12 protein-coding genes are annotated in these 16,334 nt (G+C 74.2%); all 12 read right to left on the bottom strand.

All coding sequences use genetic code 11. The features are described from left to right. Positions 1 to 113: 113 nt before the first annotated feature. The 12 genes from cobC to IO24_RS0134385 are packed head-to-tail and all read right to left on the bottom strand — an operon-like array spanning position 114 to position 16,333. Positions 114 to 1,169, bottom strand: coding sequence for an Rv2231c family histidinol phosphate aminotransferase CobC (gene cobC, locus IO24_RS0134440; protein ID WP_031142790.1), 1,056 nt, complete (start codon positions 1,167 to 1,169; stop codon positions 114 to 116). After that, entirely contained in the window at positions 1,159 to 2,088 is a 930-nt protein-coding gene (locus tag IO24_RS0134435) for a sirohydrochlorin chelatase (RefSeq protein WP_031142787.1), read from the bottom strand. The genes cobC and IO24_RS0134435 overlap by 11 nt, the downstream gene beginning before the upstream one ends. Further along, positions 2,085 to 2,672: a precorrin-8X methylmutase gene (locus tag IO24_RS0134430; protein ID WP_031142785.1), complete on the bottom strand. Its 588-nt coding sequence runs from the start codon at positions 2,670 to 2,672 to the stop codon at positions 2,085 to 2,087. Before IO24_RS0134430 ends, IO24_RS0134435 begins: the two co-directional genes overlap by 4 nt. Next, positions 2,669 to 4,360, bottom strand: coding sequence for a precorrin-3B C(17)-methyltransferase (gene cobJ / locus IO24_RS0134425; RefSeq protein WP_031142783.1), 1,692 nt, complete (start codon positions 4,358 to 4,360; stop codon positions 2,669 to 2,671). Before cobJ ends, IO24_RS0134430 begins: the two co-directional genes overlap by 4 nt. Next, positions 4,357 to 5,595, bottom strand: coding sequence for a bifunctional cobalt-precorrin-7 (C(5))-methyltransferase/cobalt-precorrin-6B (C(15))-methyltransferase (locus IO24_RS0134420; RefSeq protein WP_031142781.1), 1,239 nt, complete (start codon positions 5,593 to 5,595; stop codon positions 4,357 to 4,359). The genes cobJ and IO24_RS0134420 overlap by 4 nt, the downstream gene beginning before the upstream one ends. After that, entirely contained in the window at positions 5,592 to 6,410 is an 819-nt protein-coding gene (gene cobM / locus IO24_RS0134415; protein WP_031142779.1) for a precorrin-4 C(11)-methyltransferase, read from the bottom strand. Before cobM ends, IO24_RS0134420 begins: the two co-directional genes overlap by 4 nt. Positions 6,411 to 6,465: 55 nt before the next feature. Continuing rightward, positions 6,466 to 7,197 carry a precorrin-2 C(20)-methyltransferase gene (gene cobI / locus IO24_RS0134410; RefSeq protein WP_031142777.1) on the bottom strand — a complete coding sequence of 244 codons (732 nt, stop codon included), beginning with the start codon at positions 7,195 to 7,197 and terminating at the stop codon, positions 6,466 to 6,468. Next, the gene (locus IO24_RS0134405) at positions 7,194 to 8,570 is read right to left on the bottom strand and encodes a cobyrinic acid a,c-diamide synthase CobB (RefSeq protein WP_037669202.1); all 1,377 of its coding nucleotides are present in this window, start codon (positions 8,568 to 8,570) and stop codon (positions 7,194 to 7,196) included. The genes cobI and IO24_RS0134405 overlap by 4 nt, the downstream gene beginning before the upstream one ends. Next, positions 8,567 to 9,175, bottom strand: a complete 609-nt coding sequence (gene cobO, locus IO24_RS0134400; RefSeq protein ID WP_031142772.1) for a cob(I)yrinic acid a,c-diamide adenosyltransferase — start codon at positions 9,173 to 9,175, stop codon at positions 8,567 to 8,569. Before cobO ends, IO24_RS0134405 begins: the two co-directional genes overlap by 4 nt. Next, a complete protein-coding gene (locus IO24_RS0134395; RefSeq protein WP_031142770.1) occupies positions 9,175 to 11,175 on the bottom strand; it encodes a putative cobaltochelatase in 2,001 nt (666 codons plus the stop codon). The genes cobO and IO24_RS0134395 overlap by 1 nt, the downstream gene beginning before the upstream one ends. Further along, a complete protein-coding gene (cobN, locus tag IO24_RS0134390) occupies positions 11,172 to 14,828 on the bottom strand; it encodes a cobaltochelatase subunit CobN (protein ID WP_031142768.1) in 3,657 nt (1,218 codons plus the stop codon). Before cobN ends, IO24_RS0134395 begins: the two co-directional genes overlap by 4 nt. Next, entirely contained in the window at positions 14,825 to 16,333 is a 1,509-nt protein-coding gene (locus IO24_RS0134385; protein WP_031142765.1) for a cobyric acid synthase, read from the bottom strand. The genes cobN and IO24_RS0134385 overlap by 4 nt, the downstream gene beginning before the upstream one ends. Position 16,334: the final 1 nt, after the last annotated feature.

The raw sequence follows: 16,334 nt of genomic DNA, 5'->3' as shown, positions 1-16,334 counted from the left end.
GACGGCGGGGGAACGCGCAGGAGCGGTGGTCCTGGCCCGCCGCCGGGGCTGACCCACCGGCGGGTGGCCGCAGTCCCGACGCCCGTCGACCTCCCGCTGTGCGCAGGTGAGTGTCAGTCCGCCAGCGCCTGCTCCAGGGCCCGCAGGAAGCCGTCCGTCGTCCCGCGGTCCCGCACCGCCAGCCGCAGCCACTCCTCGTCCAGGCCGGGGAACGTGTCCCCGCGGCGCACGGCGTAGCCGAGGTCGCGCAGACGCCGGCGGACCGTGGACGCGCGGGGCAGGCGGACCAGGACGAACGGGCCCTGCGCCGGCCCGGCCACGCGCAGCCCGGCCGGGGCGAAGCGCGCGAGACCGGTCAGCAGATGGGCGCGGTCCGCGGCGATACGGTGCGCCGCGTGGGCCGCCTCCGTCACCGCACGCGGCCCCACGCACGCCTCGGCCGCGGCCAGCGCCGGGCTCGACACCGGCCACAGCGGCTGCGCCCGCTGAAGGTCGTCGACGGTCTCCGGCGCCGCCAGCACGTAGCCGATCCGCAGTCCGGCCAGCCCCCACGTCTTGGTCAGGCTGCGCAGCACCACCAGGCCGGGCACGTCGACGCGTTCGGCCAGGGCCTCGCGCTCGCCCGGCACCGCGTCCATGAACGCCTCGTCCACCACCAGCACCCGCCCGGGCCGGGCGAGCCGGGCGATCGTGTCCGCCGGGTGCAGCACCGACGTCGGGTTCGTCGGGTTGCCGATCACCACCAGGTCGGCGTCCTCGGGGACGGCCTCCGGGTCCAGCCGGAAACCGTCCTCCTCCCGCAGCAACACCCGGCCGACCGTGTGCCCCGCGTCCCGCAGCGCCGCCTCCGGCTCCGTGAACTGGGGGTGGACGACCACCGGCCGCCGCACCTTCAGCGCCCGCGCCAGCAGCACGAACGCCTCCGCCGCACCCGCCGTCAGCAGCACCCGCTCCACCGGCAGCCCGTGCCGTGCCGCCACCGCCGCCCGCGCGGCGCGTCCGTCCGGGTAGGCCGCGAGCCCGCCCAGGGACGCGGCGATGTGCTCCCGCAGCCAGACCGGCGGCGTGTCCGCGCGGACGTTCACGGCGAGGTCGACGAGCGATCCGCCGTCGTCCCGCACCTCCGCGTCCCCGTGGTGGCGCAGATCGTGCCCGTTCTCAGTGCGCATGCGAGTGAGCGCCGTGGTGGTGCCCGTGACCGTGCCCGTGGTGGTGGTCGTCGTCGTCCGGGTGGAAGTGCGGCTGCTGCGGCATGCCCACCTTGTCCTCGAAACCGGGCAGGGCGATGCGGTAGACGCACGAGTCGCAGTTCATCCGCAGATCACCCTTGACGGCCTCCTCGTACCGCTCCCACACCAGGTCGAGCAGCTCGGGCTCCGGCCCGATGACGTCGGCCGACAGCACCTCGGCCTCCGGGTGGGCGGCCGCCCAGCCCTCCGTCTGGTGCCGTACCCGGTCCGGCAGGATGCCCGTGAACAGGAAGTAGGGCAGGACCACGATCCGGCGGGCGCCCAGCCGCACGCAGCGGTCGAGCCCGCTCGGCACGTCCGGCGCCGCCAGCGACACGAACGCCGTCTCGACACCCGCGTACCCGCGCCCCTCCCACAGCAGCCGGGCCGCCTTGTGCACCTCGGCGTTGGCGTCCGGGTCCGTGGAGCCGCGCCCCACCAGCAGCACCGTCACGTCGGCCCGGTCCCCGGGTGTGCGGCCCGCCGACCCCAGGGCCTCGTCCAGCCGCCGCTCCAGCACGTTCAGCAGCGCCGGATGCGGGCCGAGCGGACGCCCGTACGTGTACGAGATGCCCGGGTGCCGCTCCTTCTCGCGGGCCAGGGCCGCCGGGATGTCGCCCTTGGCGTGCCCGGCGGACACCAGCATCAGCGGGACGGCGGCGAACCGCCGTACGCCCTGCTCCACCAGCTCGGTGACGGCCTCGCCCAGCGGCGGCGGGGACAGTTCGATGAAGCCGCCCGCGACGGGCAGTTCGGGGTGCCGGGCGCCCAGCCGCCGTACGAAGTCGCGGAACGCCTCGGCTCCGGCGTCGTCCCGGGTGCCGTGGCCGGCGATGAGCAGGGCGGGCGGGGTGGTCACAGTTTCTCCTCGGCGGAAGTGGGGTGGTACAGCAGGGCGTTGAGCGCGGCGGCGGCGACCGCCGACCCGCCCTTCTCGGATATGTTGCTCACGGCGGGCAGTCCGCTCTCGCGCAGTGCGGCCTTCGATTCGACGGCTCCGACGAAACCGACGGGCAGTCCGATGACGAGCGCGGGGTCGGCGTCGAGCGTCAGCAGTTCCTCCAGCGCGGTCGGCGCGTTGCCGATCACCCAGAGGGCACCGGGGCCGACCTGCTCGTGGGCGAGCCGGATCGCGTGCGCGGAACGGGTCAGCCCCGCCCCTGCCACGGCGTCCTTCAGGCGGCAGACGGTCTCGCGCCGGGTGATCCCGGCCCCGACCATCTCCACGTCCACGACCACGGGCGCCCCGGCGTGCAGCGCCGCGTGTGCCTTCTGCAGGTTTGCCTCGGCCATGACGAGGTCGGTGGCGTAGTCGAGGTCGGCGGCGGAGTGGATGACCCGCTCCACGACCGCCCGGGTCAGCGGCGGGAAGTGCGAGGTGTCCAGCCGGGCGCGCAGCCGCCGGTAGGACTCCTCCTCGATCGGATGAACGACGCGGTTCACTCGGCTCCCTCCTGTGCCGACTGCCAGCGGTAGCCGCGCGGGGTCACCATGCGCCCGGCGATGTCCCGGGTTGCCGTGTTGCCCACGGTCACGACCGTCATCATGTCGACCGTCGCCGGGTCGAGAGCGCCCAGCGTGGTGAGCCGGCTGGACTCGTCCGGCCGTGAGGCGTTGCGTACGACACCGACCGGCGTGGCCGGTGTCCGGTGCTCGGCGAGGATGCCCAGCGCCTTGGGGAGCTGCCAGTCACGGCCGCGCGAACGCGGGTTGTAGAAGGTGACCACGATGTCCGCCTCGGCCGCCGCCCGCACCCGCCGTTCGATGACCTCCCACGGCGTGTGCAGGTCGGACAGGCTGATCGACACGTGGTCGTGGCCCAGCGGGGCGCCCAGGATCGCACCGGCCGCGAGCGCCGCCGTCACTCCGGGCACCCCTACCACGTCGATGTCGTCGGAGGCCTCGGCCAGCGCGGGGGAGGCCATGGCGTAGACGCCCGCGTCCCCGCTGCCGATCAGCGCGACGGCCTGTCCCCTGCGGGCCTCCTCGACCGCCGTGCGCGCCCGCTCCTCCTCGGCCCCGAGCCCCGACTCCAGGATCCGGGTGCCGGGCCGCAGCAGGTCGCGGATCTGGTCGACGTACTGGTCGAGCCCCACGAGCACGGAGGCCCGCCGCAGTTCGGCCTTCGCGCGCGGCGTCAGCAGGTCCCGGGCGCCGGGCCCGAGCCCGACCACCGCGAGCCGCCCGCGCCCCGGCCGCCGTACGACGGCACAGGTCGCCATCGCCGGGCTCGCGGCCGACTTCCGCTTGGGGACGAGGAGTTCGCCGCCGCCGACGAGCGCGGCGGCCTCGGCCACGGACGGGGTCCCGACGGCCGCGAGCGGCGCGTCGGACGGATTGGGCACGTCGACCCCGGCCAGTTCTCCGGCGGAGTACGTCACCAGGGGCACGCCCAGCCGCCGCGCGGCCTCGACGATGCCGGGCTCCCCGGCCTTGGCGTCGACGGTGGCGAGCTCGGCGACGGACGCCGCGGACAGCCCGGCCTCCCGCAGGGCGTCCTCCACCAGCCCGAGGATCTCCTCCACGGGGGCGCCCCTGGACGCCCCGACCCCGACGACCAGCGTCGGCGGACGCAGCACCGCCTCGCGCCCGGCCGTCTCCACGAGCCGGTCGGTCAGCCGGATCGTGTACGACCCCTCGTCCGCCACCGGCAGCGGCGGCAGCGGCCAGGCCACCTCGGCCCGCAGCGCCACGGCCTCGCCGTCCAGCAGTGCCCGCGAGACCCCGGCGACATCGCCCTCCACGGGCAGGCCGAGGGTGTCCAGGCCCGGCAGGTCCACGGCGTCCGTGGCCGTCGTCACGACCGGCTCGGCACCCAGCAACTCGCCCACCTCGCGGGCCAGTTCGTTGGCCCCGCCCGCGTGCCCGCCCAGCAGGGACACGGCGAACCGCCCGCCCTCGTCGACGCACACCACGCCCGGGTCCTCGGTCTTGCCGGACAGCAGCGGTGCCACCAGCCGCACCACCGCCCCCGTCGCCAGGAAGCACACCAGCTGCTCGCACTGCGCGAACGCGGTCCGTACGGCGTCCCCGACGGGACCCTCGTACACACGCGTGCGGTCCGGCCACGCCGCGGCCAGCCGGTCCCGCGCAGCCGCTCCCGCCGCGGTGGCGGAAATGAGGCCGATCACTGAGCGACTCCTTCTTCGACAGCTGCCGGAGGCCGGACGCCCCACAGCAGGAAAACGGGGTTGGTCGCCGCGAGCCGGGTCACGTCCCCGGGCAGCGGCGCGAGCCGCGACGACTGCAGCAGCACGCCGTCGCAGGTGAAACCGGCGTTCGTCAGGGCTTCGCGCGCGGCCGGTACCCGGTCGAGCGCGGCCATGGCGACGACCACGGTGCGCCGGGCACGCCGCGCGCAGGCCGTGACGACGGCGGGCAGTTCGCGCCCGCCGCCGCCCACGAACACGGCGTCCGGGGCCTCGGCGAGATCCGCCAGCACGTCCGGTGCCGTGCCCCGCACCACGCGTACGTCCACGCCGTGCGCGGCGGCGTTGGCGCGGACCCGCTCCGCCCCGTCCGCGGACTTCTCCACGGCGGTCACGGCCGCACCGAGCCGCGCGCACTCCACGGCCACGGACCCCGAGCCCGCGCCCACGTCCCACAGCAGGTCGCCCGGGCGCGGCCCCAGCCGGGCCAGGGCCAGCGCCCGCACCTCGAACTTGGTGATCATCGAGTCCCGGTGGGCGAACTCCGCCTCCTCCAAGGCCCAGCCGGCGGGCCGCTCCCCGGGCCCCGCGACCGTCCGTGCGGCGCCGAGCGCCCGCGCCTCGTCCAGGCACAGCACCACGTTCACCGCCGTACCCCAGTCCCGGGCGGCGGCCTCGCCGGGCGTCACCCGCTCCACACGCTCCGCCCGCGAACCGAGCCCGGAGGCGACGACCAGCACCCGCGGCGCGTCCCGCAACGCGGCGCCCAGTTCCGCCGGGCCGGCGCCCGGCCCGGTCAGCACGGCCGTCTTCGCCTGCGCCCGGCACACGTTGACGGCCGTGCGCAGGTCCCGGCCGTGGGCGCTCACCACCACGGCGTCGTCCCAGGGCAGCCCGATCCGGGCGAACGCGGCGGCGACGGACGACACTCCGGGCCGCACATCCAGCAGCCCCGGCCCGAACCGCTCGGCCAGCACCCGCACGATTCCGAAGAACCCCGGGTCGCCGGACGCGAGCACGACGACCCGACCGCCCTTGCCGACCTGTCGCTCGACGGCGTCGAGCGCGGGCGCCAGCGGACCGAGCACGATCCGCTCGGCCGACTCCGGCAGCACTACGGCGTCCAGATGCCGCCGGCCGCCGACGACCAGCCCGGCCCCGGCCAGGACGTCCTCGCCCACCGGGGCCCCGGTGCCGGTCCCGACCACGGTGATCATGTACTGGCACCCCGTTCGCGCAGGGCTCTGCGGGCCTCGGGGTCGGCCTTGCGGTAACCGTGGAAGTGACCCGGGTGGTACAGGTGCGAGCGTGTGCCGTGCGCATCGAGCGCCGGGCCGACCAGGAACAGGGTGTGCTTCCAGAGCTTGTGCTCCTTGACCGTCTCCTCCAGTGTGCCGATCGTGCACTTCACGATCAGCTCCTCCGGCCAGGTCGCCTGGTACGCGACCACGACCGGGGTCGACGTCGGATAGCCGCCCTCCAGCAGCTCCCGCACGAGCTGGCCGCTGCGGGCGGCGGAGAGGAACACCGCCATGGTGGTGCCGTGCTTGGCGAACTCCCGGACCTCCTCGCCGGGCGGCATCGGCGTCTTGCCGCCACCGAGCCGGGTCAGCACGACCGACTGCGCGACCTCGGGGATGGTCAACTCGCGCTGGGCGAGCGCCGCGACGGCCGAGAAGGAGGACACCCCGGGCACGATCTCGGTCGCGATGCCCACCTCGGCACACCGGTCGACCTGCTCCTGCGTGCCGCCCCACAGGGCCGGGTCACCGGAGTGGATACGGGCCACCTTGAGGCCCTCGGCGCGGGCCCGCTCGTACACGGCGACGACGTCCTCCAGGGACATGGTCGCCGAGTCGAGGATCTCCGCGTCCTCGCGTGCGTGCTCGAGGACCTCCTCCTGGACCAGGCTGGCCGCCCAGATCACGACGTCGGCCTCGGCGATGGCGCGCGCGGCGCGGAACGTCAGCAGGTCGGCGGCACCGGGGCCGGCGCCGACGAAGGTCACTTTGCCGGCGGGGGCGTCGGCCATGGGTGGGGTCCTCTCGTACAGGGGGTGAGCGGGGATGGGGTGGAGGACGGGCGGGTCAGAGCTTTCCGCCCCGTCCGCCGTCGCGCCGGGCGGGTGCGATGAGCGTCGACAGATACGGCAGGGGCGTGTCGCCGAGCTCGGCGGCCGGACGTACCGACTCCTCCGGCAGCCCGAGCGCCGAACCCCACACGGCGTCGGCGAGCCGCCCGGTCTCGCGCAGCGCCTCGGCGACCTCCTGCGCCTGCCGCCCGAACTTGTAGGCGACCACGGTCCCCGGCCCGGCCAGGGCGTCCTTCAGCACGGCGGAACCGGCGGTGACGGGGACGAGCGTGAGCGGCTCGGTGCCCTCGGTCAGCACGGCGCCCGACCGCGCGGCGAGGTCCTGCATGGCGGTGATCCCGGGCACGGTCTCGACGACGGCCCCCGGCACCAGCTCGGTGATCGTCTGCGCGAGGTACGTGAACGTCGAGTACACGTTGGGGTCGCCGATGGTCGCAAAGGCCACGGCGGCATGACGGCGCAGCAACTCGGCGACCCGGCCCCCGGCCGCGTCCCAGGCGGCCTCGCGCCGCCCCCGGTCACTGCGCTCGTTCAGCGCGAACACGACCCGGACGACCTTCTCCTCGGGCACGTAGTGCAACACGGTCGCCTCGGCCCGGCCGCGCTCTCCCGTGTCCATCACGGGGACCACCACGACATCGGCTTCCCGCAGGGCGTTCACGCCCTTGACGGTCACCAGCTCCGGATCCCCGGGCCCCACCCCGACTCCGACCAGCCTGCTGCTCATGACGTCCGGCACCTCTCCACGAACCGACGGGCCACACCGGGCTCGGACGCCCAGTGCGTGTGCAGATAGCTCGCGTGCACACCGCGCTGTACGAAACCTTCGACCCGCGGCCGGGGGGCGCGGACCCCCCAGGCGGGCTCCGTCCCCGCGCCGGGCTCCACGACGGTCCGGTGGAACTCGTGCCCCCGCATCCGTGTCCCGGCCGCCGCGAGCACGCTGTCGCCCACGGCCACGGCATCCCGGTAGCCCAGAGTGAGCCGCTCCGTCATCCGCGCCCCGGCGTCCAGCACCCCGCACATCGGCAGCCCGTCCAGCTCCCGGCACAGATACAGCAGCCCGGCACACTCGGCGGCGACGGGAGCGCCGCTGTCCGCCAGGGCGGCAACGGCCTTGCGCAGGGGTTCGTTCGCGGACAGCTCGGCGGCGTACACCTCGGGGAAGCCGCCCCCGATCACCAAGCCGGCGGTCCCGTCGGGCAGTTCCTCGTCCCGCAGCGGATCGAAGACCACGACCTCGGCACCGGCGGCGGTGAGGAGCTCGGTGTTCTCGGCGTAGGAAAAGGTGAACGCGGGCCCGCCGGCAACGGCGACGACGGGCGCTCGCTTCTCATCCGACCGAGTCGGGTGGTGAGCGGGCGAGGCGGGGGTCCAGGGGGCGGAGCCCCCCGGTACGGCACCGGCAGCACGCGCCAGTGCTTCCAACGCCCCCAGGTCACACCCGTCGGCCACCTGCGCGGCCATCGCGGCGACAGCGCCGACCGCCGCACCCTGCCGTTCGGCAACGGGAACCAGCCCGAGATGCCGAGAAGGCGTGGACACCTGCGCAGCCCGCCGCAAGACACCCAGCACCGGCACCCCGGCCTGCTCCAGCGCCTCCCGCAACAGCTCCTCGTGCCGGTCCGAGGCGACCTTGTTGAGGATCACGCCCCCGACCCGCACCTCCGGGTCCCACGACGCGAACCCGTGCACCAGCGCCGCCACCGACCGCGACTGCGACGAGGCGTCGACGACCAGCACCACCGGCGCCCGCAACAGCTTCGCGACATGAGCCGTCGACGCCAGCTCACCCTCGCCCGCGGCCCCGTCGTACAGCCCCATCACGCCTTCGACGACGGCGATGTCACACCCCCGCGCCCCGTGCAGGAACAGCGGCCCGACCAGCTCGGGCCCGCACAGGTACGCGTCGAGATTCCGTCCCACCCGCCCGGTGGCGAGGGCGTGGTACCCGGGGTCGATGTAGTCCGGCCCGACCTTGTGCGGGGACACGGCGAGCCCCCGCGCGGCGAACGCGGCCATCAACCCCGTGGCGACGGTGGTCTTGCCGCTGCCCGAGGAGGGCGCGGCGATGACCAGCCGAGGGACGGAAGCACTCACCACTCGATGCCCCTCTGGCCCTTCTGGCCCACGTCCATCGGATGCTTGACCTTGGACATGTCGGTCACGAGATCGGCGAAGCCGACCAGCTTCTCCGGCGCATTCCGCCCGGTGATGACGACATGCTGCGTCCCGGGCCGGTCGCGCAGCACGGAGATCACCTCGTCGGTGTCCACCCACCCCCAGTGCATGGGGTAGGCGAACTCGTCCAGCACGTACAGCTGGTACGTCTCGGCGGCCAGGTCCCGCTTGACCTGCTCCCAGCCCTCCCGGGCCTTCTCCTCGTTGGTGAAGTTGTCACCCTGGATGTCGCGCTGCACCCAGGACCAGCCCTCGCCCATCTTGTGCCAGTCGACGGACCCGCCCTCGCCGGAGTCCCCGAGCACCCGCAGCGCCCGCTCCTCGCCGACCTTCCACTTCGCCGACTTGACGAACTGGAACACCCCGATCGGCCATCCCTGGTTCCAGGCCCGCAGCGCGAGCCCGAAGGCGGCGGTGGACTTGCCCTTGCCGACGCCCGTGTGCACGACGACCAGCGGCCGGTTCCGGCGCTGCCGTGTGGTCAGCCCGTCGTCCGGCACCACACTCGGCTGTCCCTGCGGCATTACGCGGCCCTCCTCTGCACGTCCTTCACGAGCCCGGCGATGCTGTCCGCCCGCAGCTCGTCCAATGTCACGGCGGTACCGCCCAGTTCACCGGCGAGCTGCCCGGCGAGGCCCAGCCGCACGGGCCCCGACTCGCAGTCCACGACCACCGAGGCGACACCGTCGGCCGCGAACAGCCGCGCCGCACGCCCTGCCAGGGCGACCGGCTCGGGGCCGCCGGTGGCCCGGCCGTCCGTCACCAGCACGACCAGCGGCCGCCGTGCGGGGTCGCGCAGCCGCTCCACGCGCAGCACGTCGTGCGCGCGCAGCAGCCCGGCGGCGAGCGGTGTCCGCCCGCCGGTGGGCAGCGTCTCCAGCCGGGCCGCCGCCGCGTCCACCGACGAGGTCGGCGGCAGCGCGACGTCCGCGTCCGAGCCGCGGAAGGTCACCAGGCCCACCTTGTCGCGCCGCTGGTAGGCGTCCAGCAGCAGCGACAGCACCGCGCCCTTCACGGCGCTCATCCGCTGCCGTGCCGCCATCGACCCGGAGGCGTCGACCACGAACAGCACGAGATTGCCCTCGCGGCCCTCGCGGGTGGCCTGCCGAAGATCGTCCCGGCGCACGACCAGGCCCCGCCCGGATCGTCCACGCGCCCGCTGGTGCGGCGCCGCGGCCTGCACGGTCGCCGCCAGGTGCAGTTTGGTGAGCGCGCCCCGGGGCCGCCGGGCCCCGGTCGTCCGCCCGTGCTCGGTCCGCGCCCGGGAACGCCGCCCGGCGGCACCCTCGCCGATCCCGGGCACGCTCAGCACTTTGGTGCGGAACGGCTCGGAGGCGCCTGCCGCCGACTGCTCGCCGGCCCCCGAGGGCTGCGGCTGCCCGTCCTCACCGGCCTCGGGCCGGGCCGCCCCGGCGTCGCCGTCGCCCTGCGGCGCGTCGTCGGGCTCCGGCTGTCCGCCGCCCCCGCCGGGCCCGTCCGGCCCGGGGTCCGGGTCCGGATCGTCGTCGTCCGAGCCGCCGAACTCCTCCAGGGTCTCGTCCAGCTTGTCCTCGTCGAGCCCCGGCGCGTCGAAGGGGTTGCGCCGCCGCCGGTGCGGCAGCGCGAGCAGCGCCGCCTGCCGGACGTCCTCCGCGAGCACGTCCGTACGCCCGGCCCAGGCCGCCAGGGCGGTGGCGGTGCGCGCCATCACGATGTCCGCGCGCATGCCGTCGACCTCGAAGGCCGCACAGGTCGCCGCGATCTGCCGCAGCGCCCCGTCGCCCAGCCGCACGGACGGCAGCAGCTCCCGGGCGGCGACGATCCGCGCCCGTACGGCGGCCTCCTCCTCGGCCCAGCGCGCGGCGAAACCGCCGGGGTCGTCGTCGTAGGCCAGCCGCCGTCGCACGACCTCCACCCGCTGGTCCGGCTCCCGCGAGGCCGCGACCTCCACGGTCAGCCCGAACCGGTCGAGCAACTGCGGCCGCAGCTCTCCCTCTTCGGGATTCATGGTGCCGACGAGCAGGAACCGCGCGGCATGCCGGACGGAGACGCCCTCACGTTCGACGTACGAGGCGCCCATCGCGGCGGCGTCCAGCAGCAGGTCGACCAGGTGGTCGTGGAGGAGGTTGACCTCGTCGACGTAGAGGATCCCGCGGTGCGCGTCGGCCAGCAGGCCCGGCTCGAAGGCCTTCACACCCTCCGAGAGGGCCCGCTCGATGTCCAGCGCACCGACGAGGCGGTCCTCGGAGGCGCCGACGGGCAGTTCGACCATGCGCGCGGCCCGGGTCTCGAACGCCCCCGGCTCGTGCGGCCCGTCGGGGCAGCCGGGGTCGGGGGAGCCGGGGTCGCAGGAGAACCGGCAGCCGGAGACGACGTCCAGCGTGGGCATGAGCGCCGAAAGGGCCCGCACCGCCGTCGACTTGGCGGTGCCCTTCTCGCCGCGCACCAGCACACCGCCGACGGCAGGGGACACCGCGTTCAGCAGCAGCGCGAGCCGCAGGTCGTCCTGGCCGACGACGGCCGTGAACGGAAAGGGGGTGGTCACTTCTCGTCGCCCTCCAAGTCGCCTTCGAGTTCCAGATAGGTGGCGCGCAGCCGCTGAAGCGTCTCCGCGTCCGGCTCGGCCCACAGTCCGCGTTCGGCGGCCTCCAGCAGCCGCTCGGTGATGCCGCGCAGCGCCCAGGGGTTGGACTTCTTCATGAAGTCCCGGTTCTCCGGGTCGAAGACGTACTCGGCGCTGAGCTTCTCGTACATCCAGTCGTCCACGACCCCGGCCGTGGCGTCGTACCCGAACAGGTAGTCCACCGTCGCCGCCATCTCGAAGGCGCCCTTGTAGCCGTGCCGCCGCATGGCCGCCATCCAGCGCGGGTTGACCACCCGGGCCCGGAAGACGCGGTGCGTCTCCTCACCGAGCGTGCGGGTCTTCACCTGGTCCGGGGTGGCCGAGTCGCCGACGTACGCCTCGGGGCTCGTGCCCGTGAGGTGCCGCACCATGGCGACCATGCCGCCGTGGTACTGGAAGTAGTCGTCGGCGTCGACGAGGTCGTGCTCACGGGTGTCGACGTTCTTCGCGGCGACGGCGATCCGCTTGAACGCCGTCTCCATGTCCCCGCGCGCGGCCCGCCCGTCGAGCCCCCGGCCGTAGGCGTAGCCGCCCCACACCGCGTACACCTCGGCGAGGTCCGCGTCGGAGCGCCAGTTGCGGGCGTCGATCAGCGGCAGCAGACCGGCCCCGTACGCCCCCGGCTTGGAGCCGAAGATGCGGGCCGTGGCCCGGCGGCGGTCGCCGTGCTCGGCGGTGTCCTGATCGGCGTGCGCCCGGACGTAGTTGGACTCCGCCGGCTCGTCCAGTTCGGCGACCGTGCGGACGGCGTCGTCGATCAGCCCCACCACGTGCGGGAACGCGTCCCGGAAGAAGCCCGAGATGCGGACCGTCACGTCGATGCGCGGTCGGCCGAGCTCCGCCAGGGGGACCACCTCGAACCCGGTCACCCGGCGCGAGGCGTCGTCCCACACCGGCCGGCACCCCAGCAGCGCCAGGATCTCGGCGATGTCGTCGCCCTGGGTGCGCATCGCCGAGGTGCCCCACACCGTCAGGCCGACGGACGTGGGGTACGCGCCGGTGTCCTGCAGATACCGCTGCACCAGCGAGTCCGCGAGCGACTGCCCGACCTCCCAGCTCAGCCGGGACGGAATGGCCTTGGGGTCGACGGAGTAGAAGTTCCGGCCCGTCGGCAGGACGTTGACGAGCCCGCGGGTCGGCGAACCGGAGGGACCGGCCGGGACGTAGCCGCCGTTCAGCGCCCGCAGGATGTGCCCGATCTCGTCGGTGGTCTTCTCCAGCCGGGGCACGACCTCGGTGCAGGCGAACGTCACCACCGCGACCGCCTCGGGCAGCTCGGTGCTGAGAACCTCCCGGACCAGGGGCGCGCTCTCGGCGGCCGCCCAGCCGCGTTCCTCCATGCCCTCCGCGATCCGCCGGCACAGCTGCTCCAGCAGGTCGATCGCGTCGGCGGCGCTGCGGGCCGGGCCGTCCACCAGGTCCGTCAGTTCGACGGGCACCTTCACCGGAGCCCCGGGCTCGGCCAGCAGCTCCTTCTCCACCAGCCCGAAGTGCTGCGCCAGCGACGCCCTGAGCCCCGGCAGCGCGTTGGCCTGCCCGCCCCACACCTGCGAGGCGCGCAGCACGGCCAGTACGAGGTTGACGCGCGGCTCGCCGACCGGCCCGCCGCCCAGGATGTGCAGGCCGTCGCGGATCTGCACGTCCTTGATCTCGCACAGATAGCCGTCGATGTGCATGACGAACTCGTCGAACTCCTCGTCGTCCGGCTGGTCGTCGACATGCAGGTCGTGGTGGAGTTCGGCCGCCTTGACCAGCGTCCAGATCTGGGCGCGCACCGTCGGGGCCTTCGCCGGGTCCAGGTCGGAGACGAGCGCGTACTCGTCGAGGAGCTGCTCCAGCTTGGCCAGGTCGCCGTAGGTGTCGGCGCGGGCCATCGGCGGCACGAGGTGGTCGACGACGGTGGCATGGCCGCGGCGCTTGGCCTGGGTGCCCTCGCCGGGGTCGTTGACGATGAAGGGGTAGATCAGCGGCAGGTCCCCGAGGACCGCGTCCGGGGCGCAGCCCCCGCCGAGCCCGAGGCCCTTGCCGGGCAGCCACTCCATGGTGCCGTGCTTGCCCATGTGCACGATGGCGTCCGCGCCGAAACTGTTCTCCAGCCACCGGTAGGCCGCCATGTAGTGGTGGGACGGCGGCATGTCCGGGTCGTGGTAGATCGCGATCGGGTTCTCGCCGAACCCGCGCGGCGGCTGGATCATGACGACGACGTTCCCGAACTGCAGGGACGCCAGCACGATGTCGTCGCCGTCGACGTAGAGGCCGCCCGGCGGCTCGCCCCACGCCTCGGTCATGGCGTCCTTCAGCTCCGGGTCGAGCTTCTCGAACCACGCCCGGTAGTCGGCCAGCGGCACCCGCGCCGGCGCGGCGGCCAGCTGCTCCTCCGTCAGCCACTCCACGTCGTGCCCGCCGGCGTTGATGAGCCGGTGGATCAGCTCGTCACCGTCGTCCGGATGCCCCTCGACGCCGTACCCGGCGTCCCGCAGCGCGTCCAGCACCCGCACCGCCGAGGCCGGGGTGTCGAGCCCGACCGCGTTGCCGACCCGGGAGTGCTTGGTCGGGTACGCGGTGAAGACCAGCGCGAGCTTCTTGTCCGCGTTGTCCTTGTGCCGCAGCCGCGCGTGCCGTACGGCGATGCCGGCGACGCGCGCGGCACGTTCCGGGTCGGCGGTGTACACGGGCACGTCGTCCGGGCCCTGCTCCTTGAAGGAGAACGGCACGGTGATCAGCCGCCCGTCGAACTCCGGGATCGCCACCTGCATGGCGGCGTCCATGGGGGAGAGGGCGGCGTCCGACTCCGCCCAGGCCTGCCGCGACGACGTCAGGCACAGGCCCTGCAGCACGGGGATGTCCAGCTCGGCGAGGGCGCCGATGTCCCAGGCCTCCTCGTCGCCGCCCGCCGAGGCCTGCGAGGCATGGGTGCCGCCGGCGGCGAGGACGGTGGCGACCAGGGCGTCCGCCCGGCCGAGGATCTCGTACAGCCTCTCGTCCGCCCCGCGCAGCGAACCGCAGTACACCGGCAGGGCGTTGGCGCCGTGTGCCTCGATCGCGTCGCACAGGGTGTCGACGAAGGCGGTGTTGCCGCTCAGCTCGTGGGCCCGGTAGAAGAGCACCCCGACGGTCGGACGGCCCTCCACCCGGACGCGCTCGCCGTGGACGCCGAACTCCGGCATCTTCCGCGGCTCGACGAACCCCTCGCCGGTCAGCAGCACGGTGTCGGAGAGGAACCGGGCCAGTTCGGTGAGGTTGTCCGGCCCGCCCTCCACGAGGTACCTCAGCGCCTCGGCCACGACACCGGCCGGGACGGACGACTCGGCCATCAACTCCGCGTCCGGCACGGCCTCGCCGCCGAGCAGCACGGTGGGGACGCCGGAGGCCTTCAGCGCGGCGAGCCCGTCCTCCCAGGCCCGTTTGCCGCCGAGCAGCCGGACGACGACGATGCCCACCCCGTCCAGCAGGGCCGGCAGCTCCTCCCGGACGTCCACCCGGGTCGGGTTGCCGATCCGGTAGTCGGCACCGGAGGCGGCCCGGGCCGCCAGCAGGTCCGTGTCGGCGGTCGACAACAACAACACAGTGCTCATGCGGGCGCTCCCGGTGGAATGAAGGGCAGTCCTTGTGGCGCGCCGGACTCGATGAGCCGCCACAGCGCGTCCGTGTCCGCGTGCTGTTCGATCAGGTCGCCGAGCCGGTCGAGCTGCTCCTCGCGCAGCGCGGCGAACGAGGTGTCCGGCGCCGGCACGAAGCGGCGGCCCGCGGCGGCCGCCACCTCGCGCAGAAAGGCCCGCCGGAAGCCGTCCGACTCCAGTGAGCCGTGCCAGTGCGTGCCCCAGGTCTGGCCGACCCGGCAGCCGTCCAGGAAGGGGATTCCTCCGGTGACGTCGGCGACCCCGTGATGGATCTCGTAACCCTCGACCCGCTCGCCGAGGGCTTCCCCCGCCGGCCGGGTGAGGGTCTTCTCGCGGGCGAACCGCACCCGCACGGGCAGGATCCCGAGCCCGTCGACGTGGCCCCTGCGGCTCTCGACGTCGTCCTCGATGTGCTCGCCGAGTATCTGGAAGCCGCCGCAGATGCCGAGGACGGGCCGCTGCTCGGCGGCCCGGCGGACCAGGGCCCCGGCGAGCCCCCGCTCGCGCAGCCACTCCAGTGCCCGGACCGTCCCGCGGGTGCCGGGCACGATGACGAGGTCGGCGTCGGAGAGTTCCTCCGGCCGGTCCACGAACCGCACCACGACCCCGGGCTCGGCGGCCAGGGCGTCCACGTCGGTGAAGTTGGACATGAGGGGCACGGCACAGACCGCGACACGCAGCACGTCCTCGCCGACGGGCGCGGCGACCACGGACTCCCGCACGGCTCCCCGCAGGGACACGCGCAGCCCGTCCTCCTCGTCGATCCCGAGCCCGTGCCGGAAGGGCAGCACGCCGTACGTGCGCCGTCCGGTGAGGCCGAGCAGCATCTCCAGGCCCGGCTCCAGCAGGGAGACGTCCCCGCGGAACTTGTTGACGAGGAACCCGGCGACGCAACGCTGGTCCTCGGGCGACAGCAGCGCCACGGTCCCGAAGAACGAGGCGAACACACCGCCCCGGTCGATGTCGCCGACCACGAGCACGGGCAGCCCGGCGTTCCGGGCGATCCCCATGTTCACGATGTCCGTCCGCCGTAGATTGATCTCGGCGGGAGAACCGGCCCCCTCACAGATCACCGCGTCATACGTGCCCCGCAACTGCTCGAGGCAGTCCAGGACCGTGCCGAGCAACTGCTGCTGCCGCCCGCCGTGGTAGCCGCGCGCACTCAGCTCCCCGACGGGCTTGCCGAGCAGCACGACCTGACTGCTCTGCTCGCCACCGGGCTTGAGCAGCACGGGATTCATCAGCGCGGTCGGCTCGACCCGGCAGGCCTGCGCCTGCATGGCCTGCGCCCGCCCGATCTCGGCCCCCTCCTTCGTCACGAAGGAGTTCAGGGACATGTTCTGCGCCTTGAAGGGCGCGACCCTGACGCCCTGCCGCACCAGCCACCGGCAGATCCCGGCGGTCACGACGCTCTTGCCGGCGTCGGAGGTGGTGCCGGCGACGAGAAGACCACCGCCCATG

Origin of the sequence: Streptomyces flavovariabilis, assembly GCF_000725785.1 — a bacterium.
Classification (GTDB): domain Bacteria; phylum Actinomycetota; class Actinomycetes; order Streptomycetales; family Streptomycetaceae; genus Streptomyces; species Streptomyces hawaiiensis.
The sequence above is the reverse complement of the archived record's forward strand: the minus strand, read 5'-3'. Positions and strand labels throughout refer to the sequence as shown.

What these genes read in the sequence shown, in the direction of transcription:
- cobC (WP_031142790.1), bottom strand. Translation starts at nt 1,169, where the DNA reads ATGCGCACTGAGAACGGGCACGATCTGCGCCACCACGGGGACGCGGAG.
- IO24_RS0134420 (WP_031142781.1), bottom strand. Translation starts at nt 5,595, where the DNA reads ATGATCACCGTGGTCGGGACCGGCACCGGGGCCCCGGTGGGCGAGGAC.
- cobM (WP_031142779.1), bottom strand. Translation starts at nt 6,410, where the DNA reads ATGGCCGACGCCCCCGCCGGCAAAGTGACCTTCGTCGGCGCCGGCCCC.
- cobI (WP_031142777.1), bottom strand. Translation starts at nt 7,197, where the DNA reads ATGAGCAGCAGGCTGGTCGGAGTCGGGGTGGGGCCCGGGGATCCGGAG.
- cobO (WP_031142772.1), bottom strand. Translation starts at nt 9,175, where the DNA reads ATGCCGCAGGGACAGCCGAGTGTGGTGCCGGACGACGGGCTGACCACA.
- cobN (WP_031142768.1), bottom strand. Translation starts at nt 14,828, where the DNA reads ATGAGCACTGTGTTGTTGTTGTCGACCGCCGACACGGACCTGCTGGCG.
- IO24_RS0134385 (WP_031142765.1), bottom strand. Translation starts at nt 16,333, where the DNA reads ATGGGCGGTGGTCTTCTCGTCGCCGGCACCACCTCCGACGCCGGCAAG.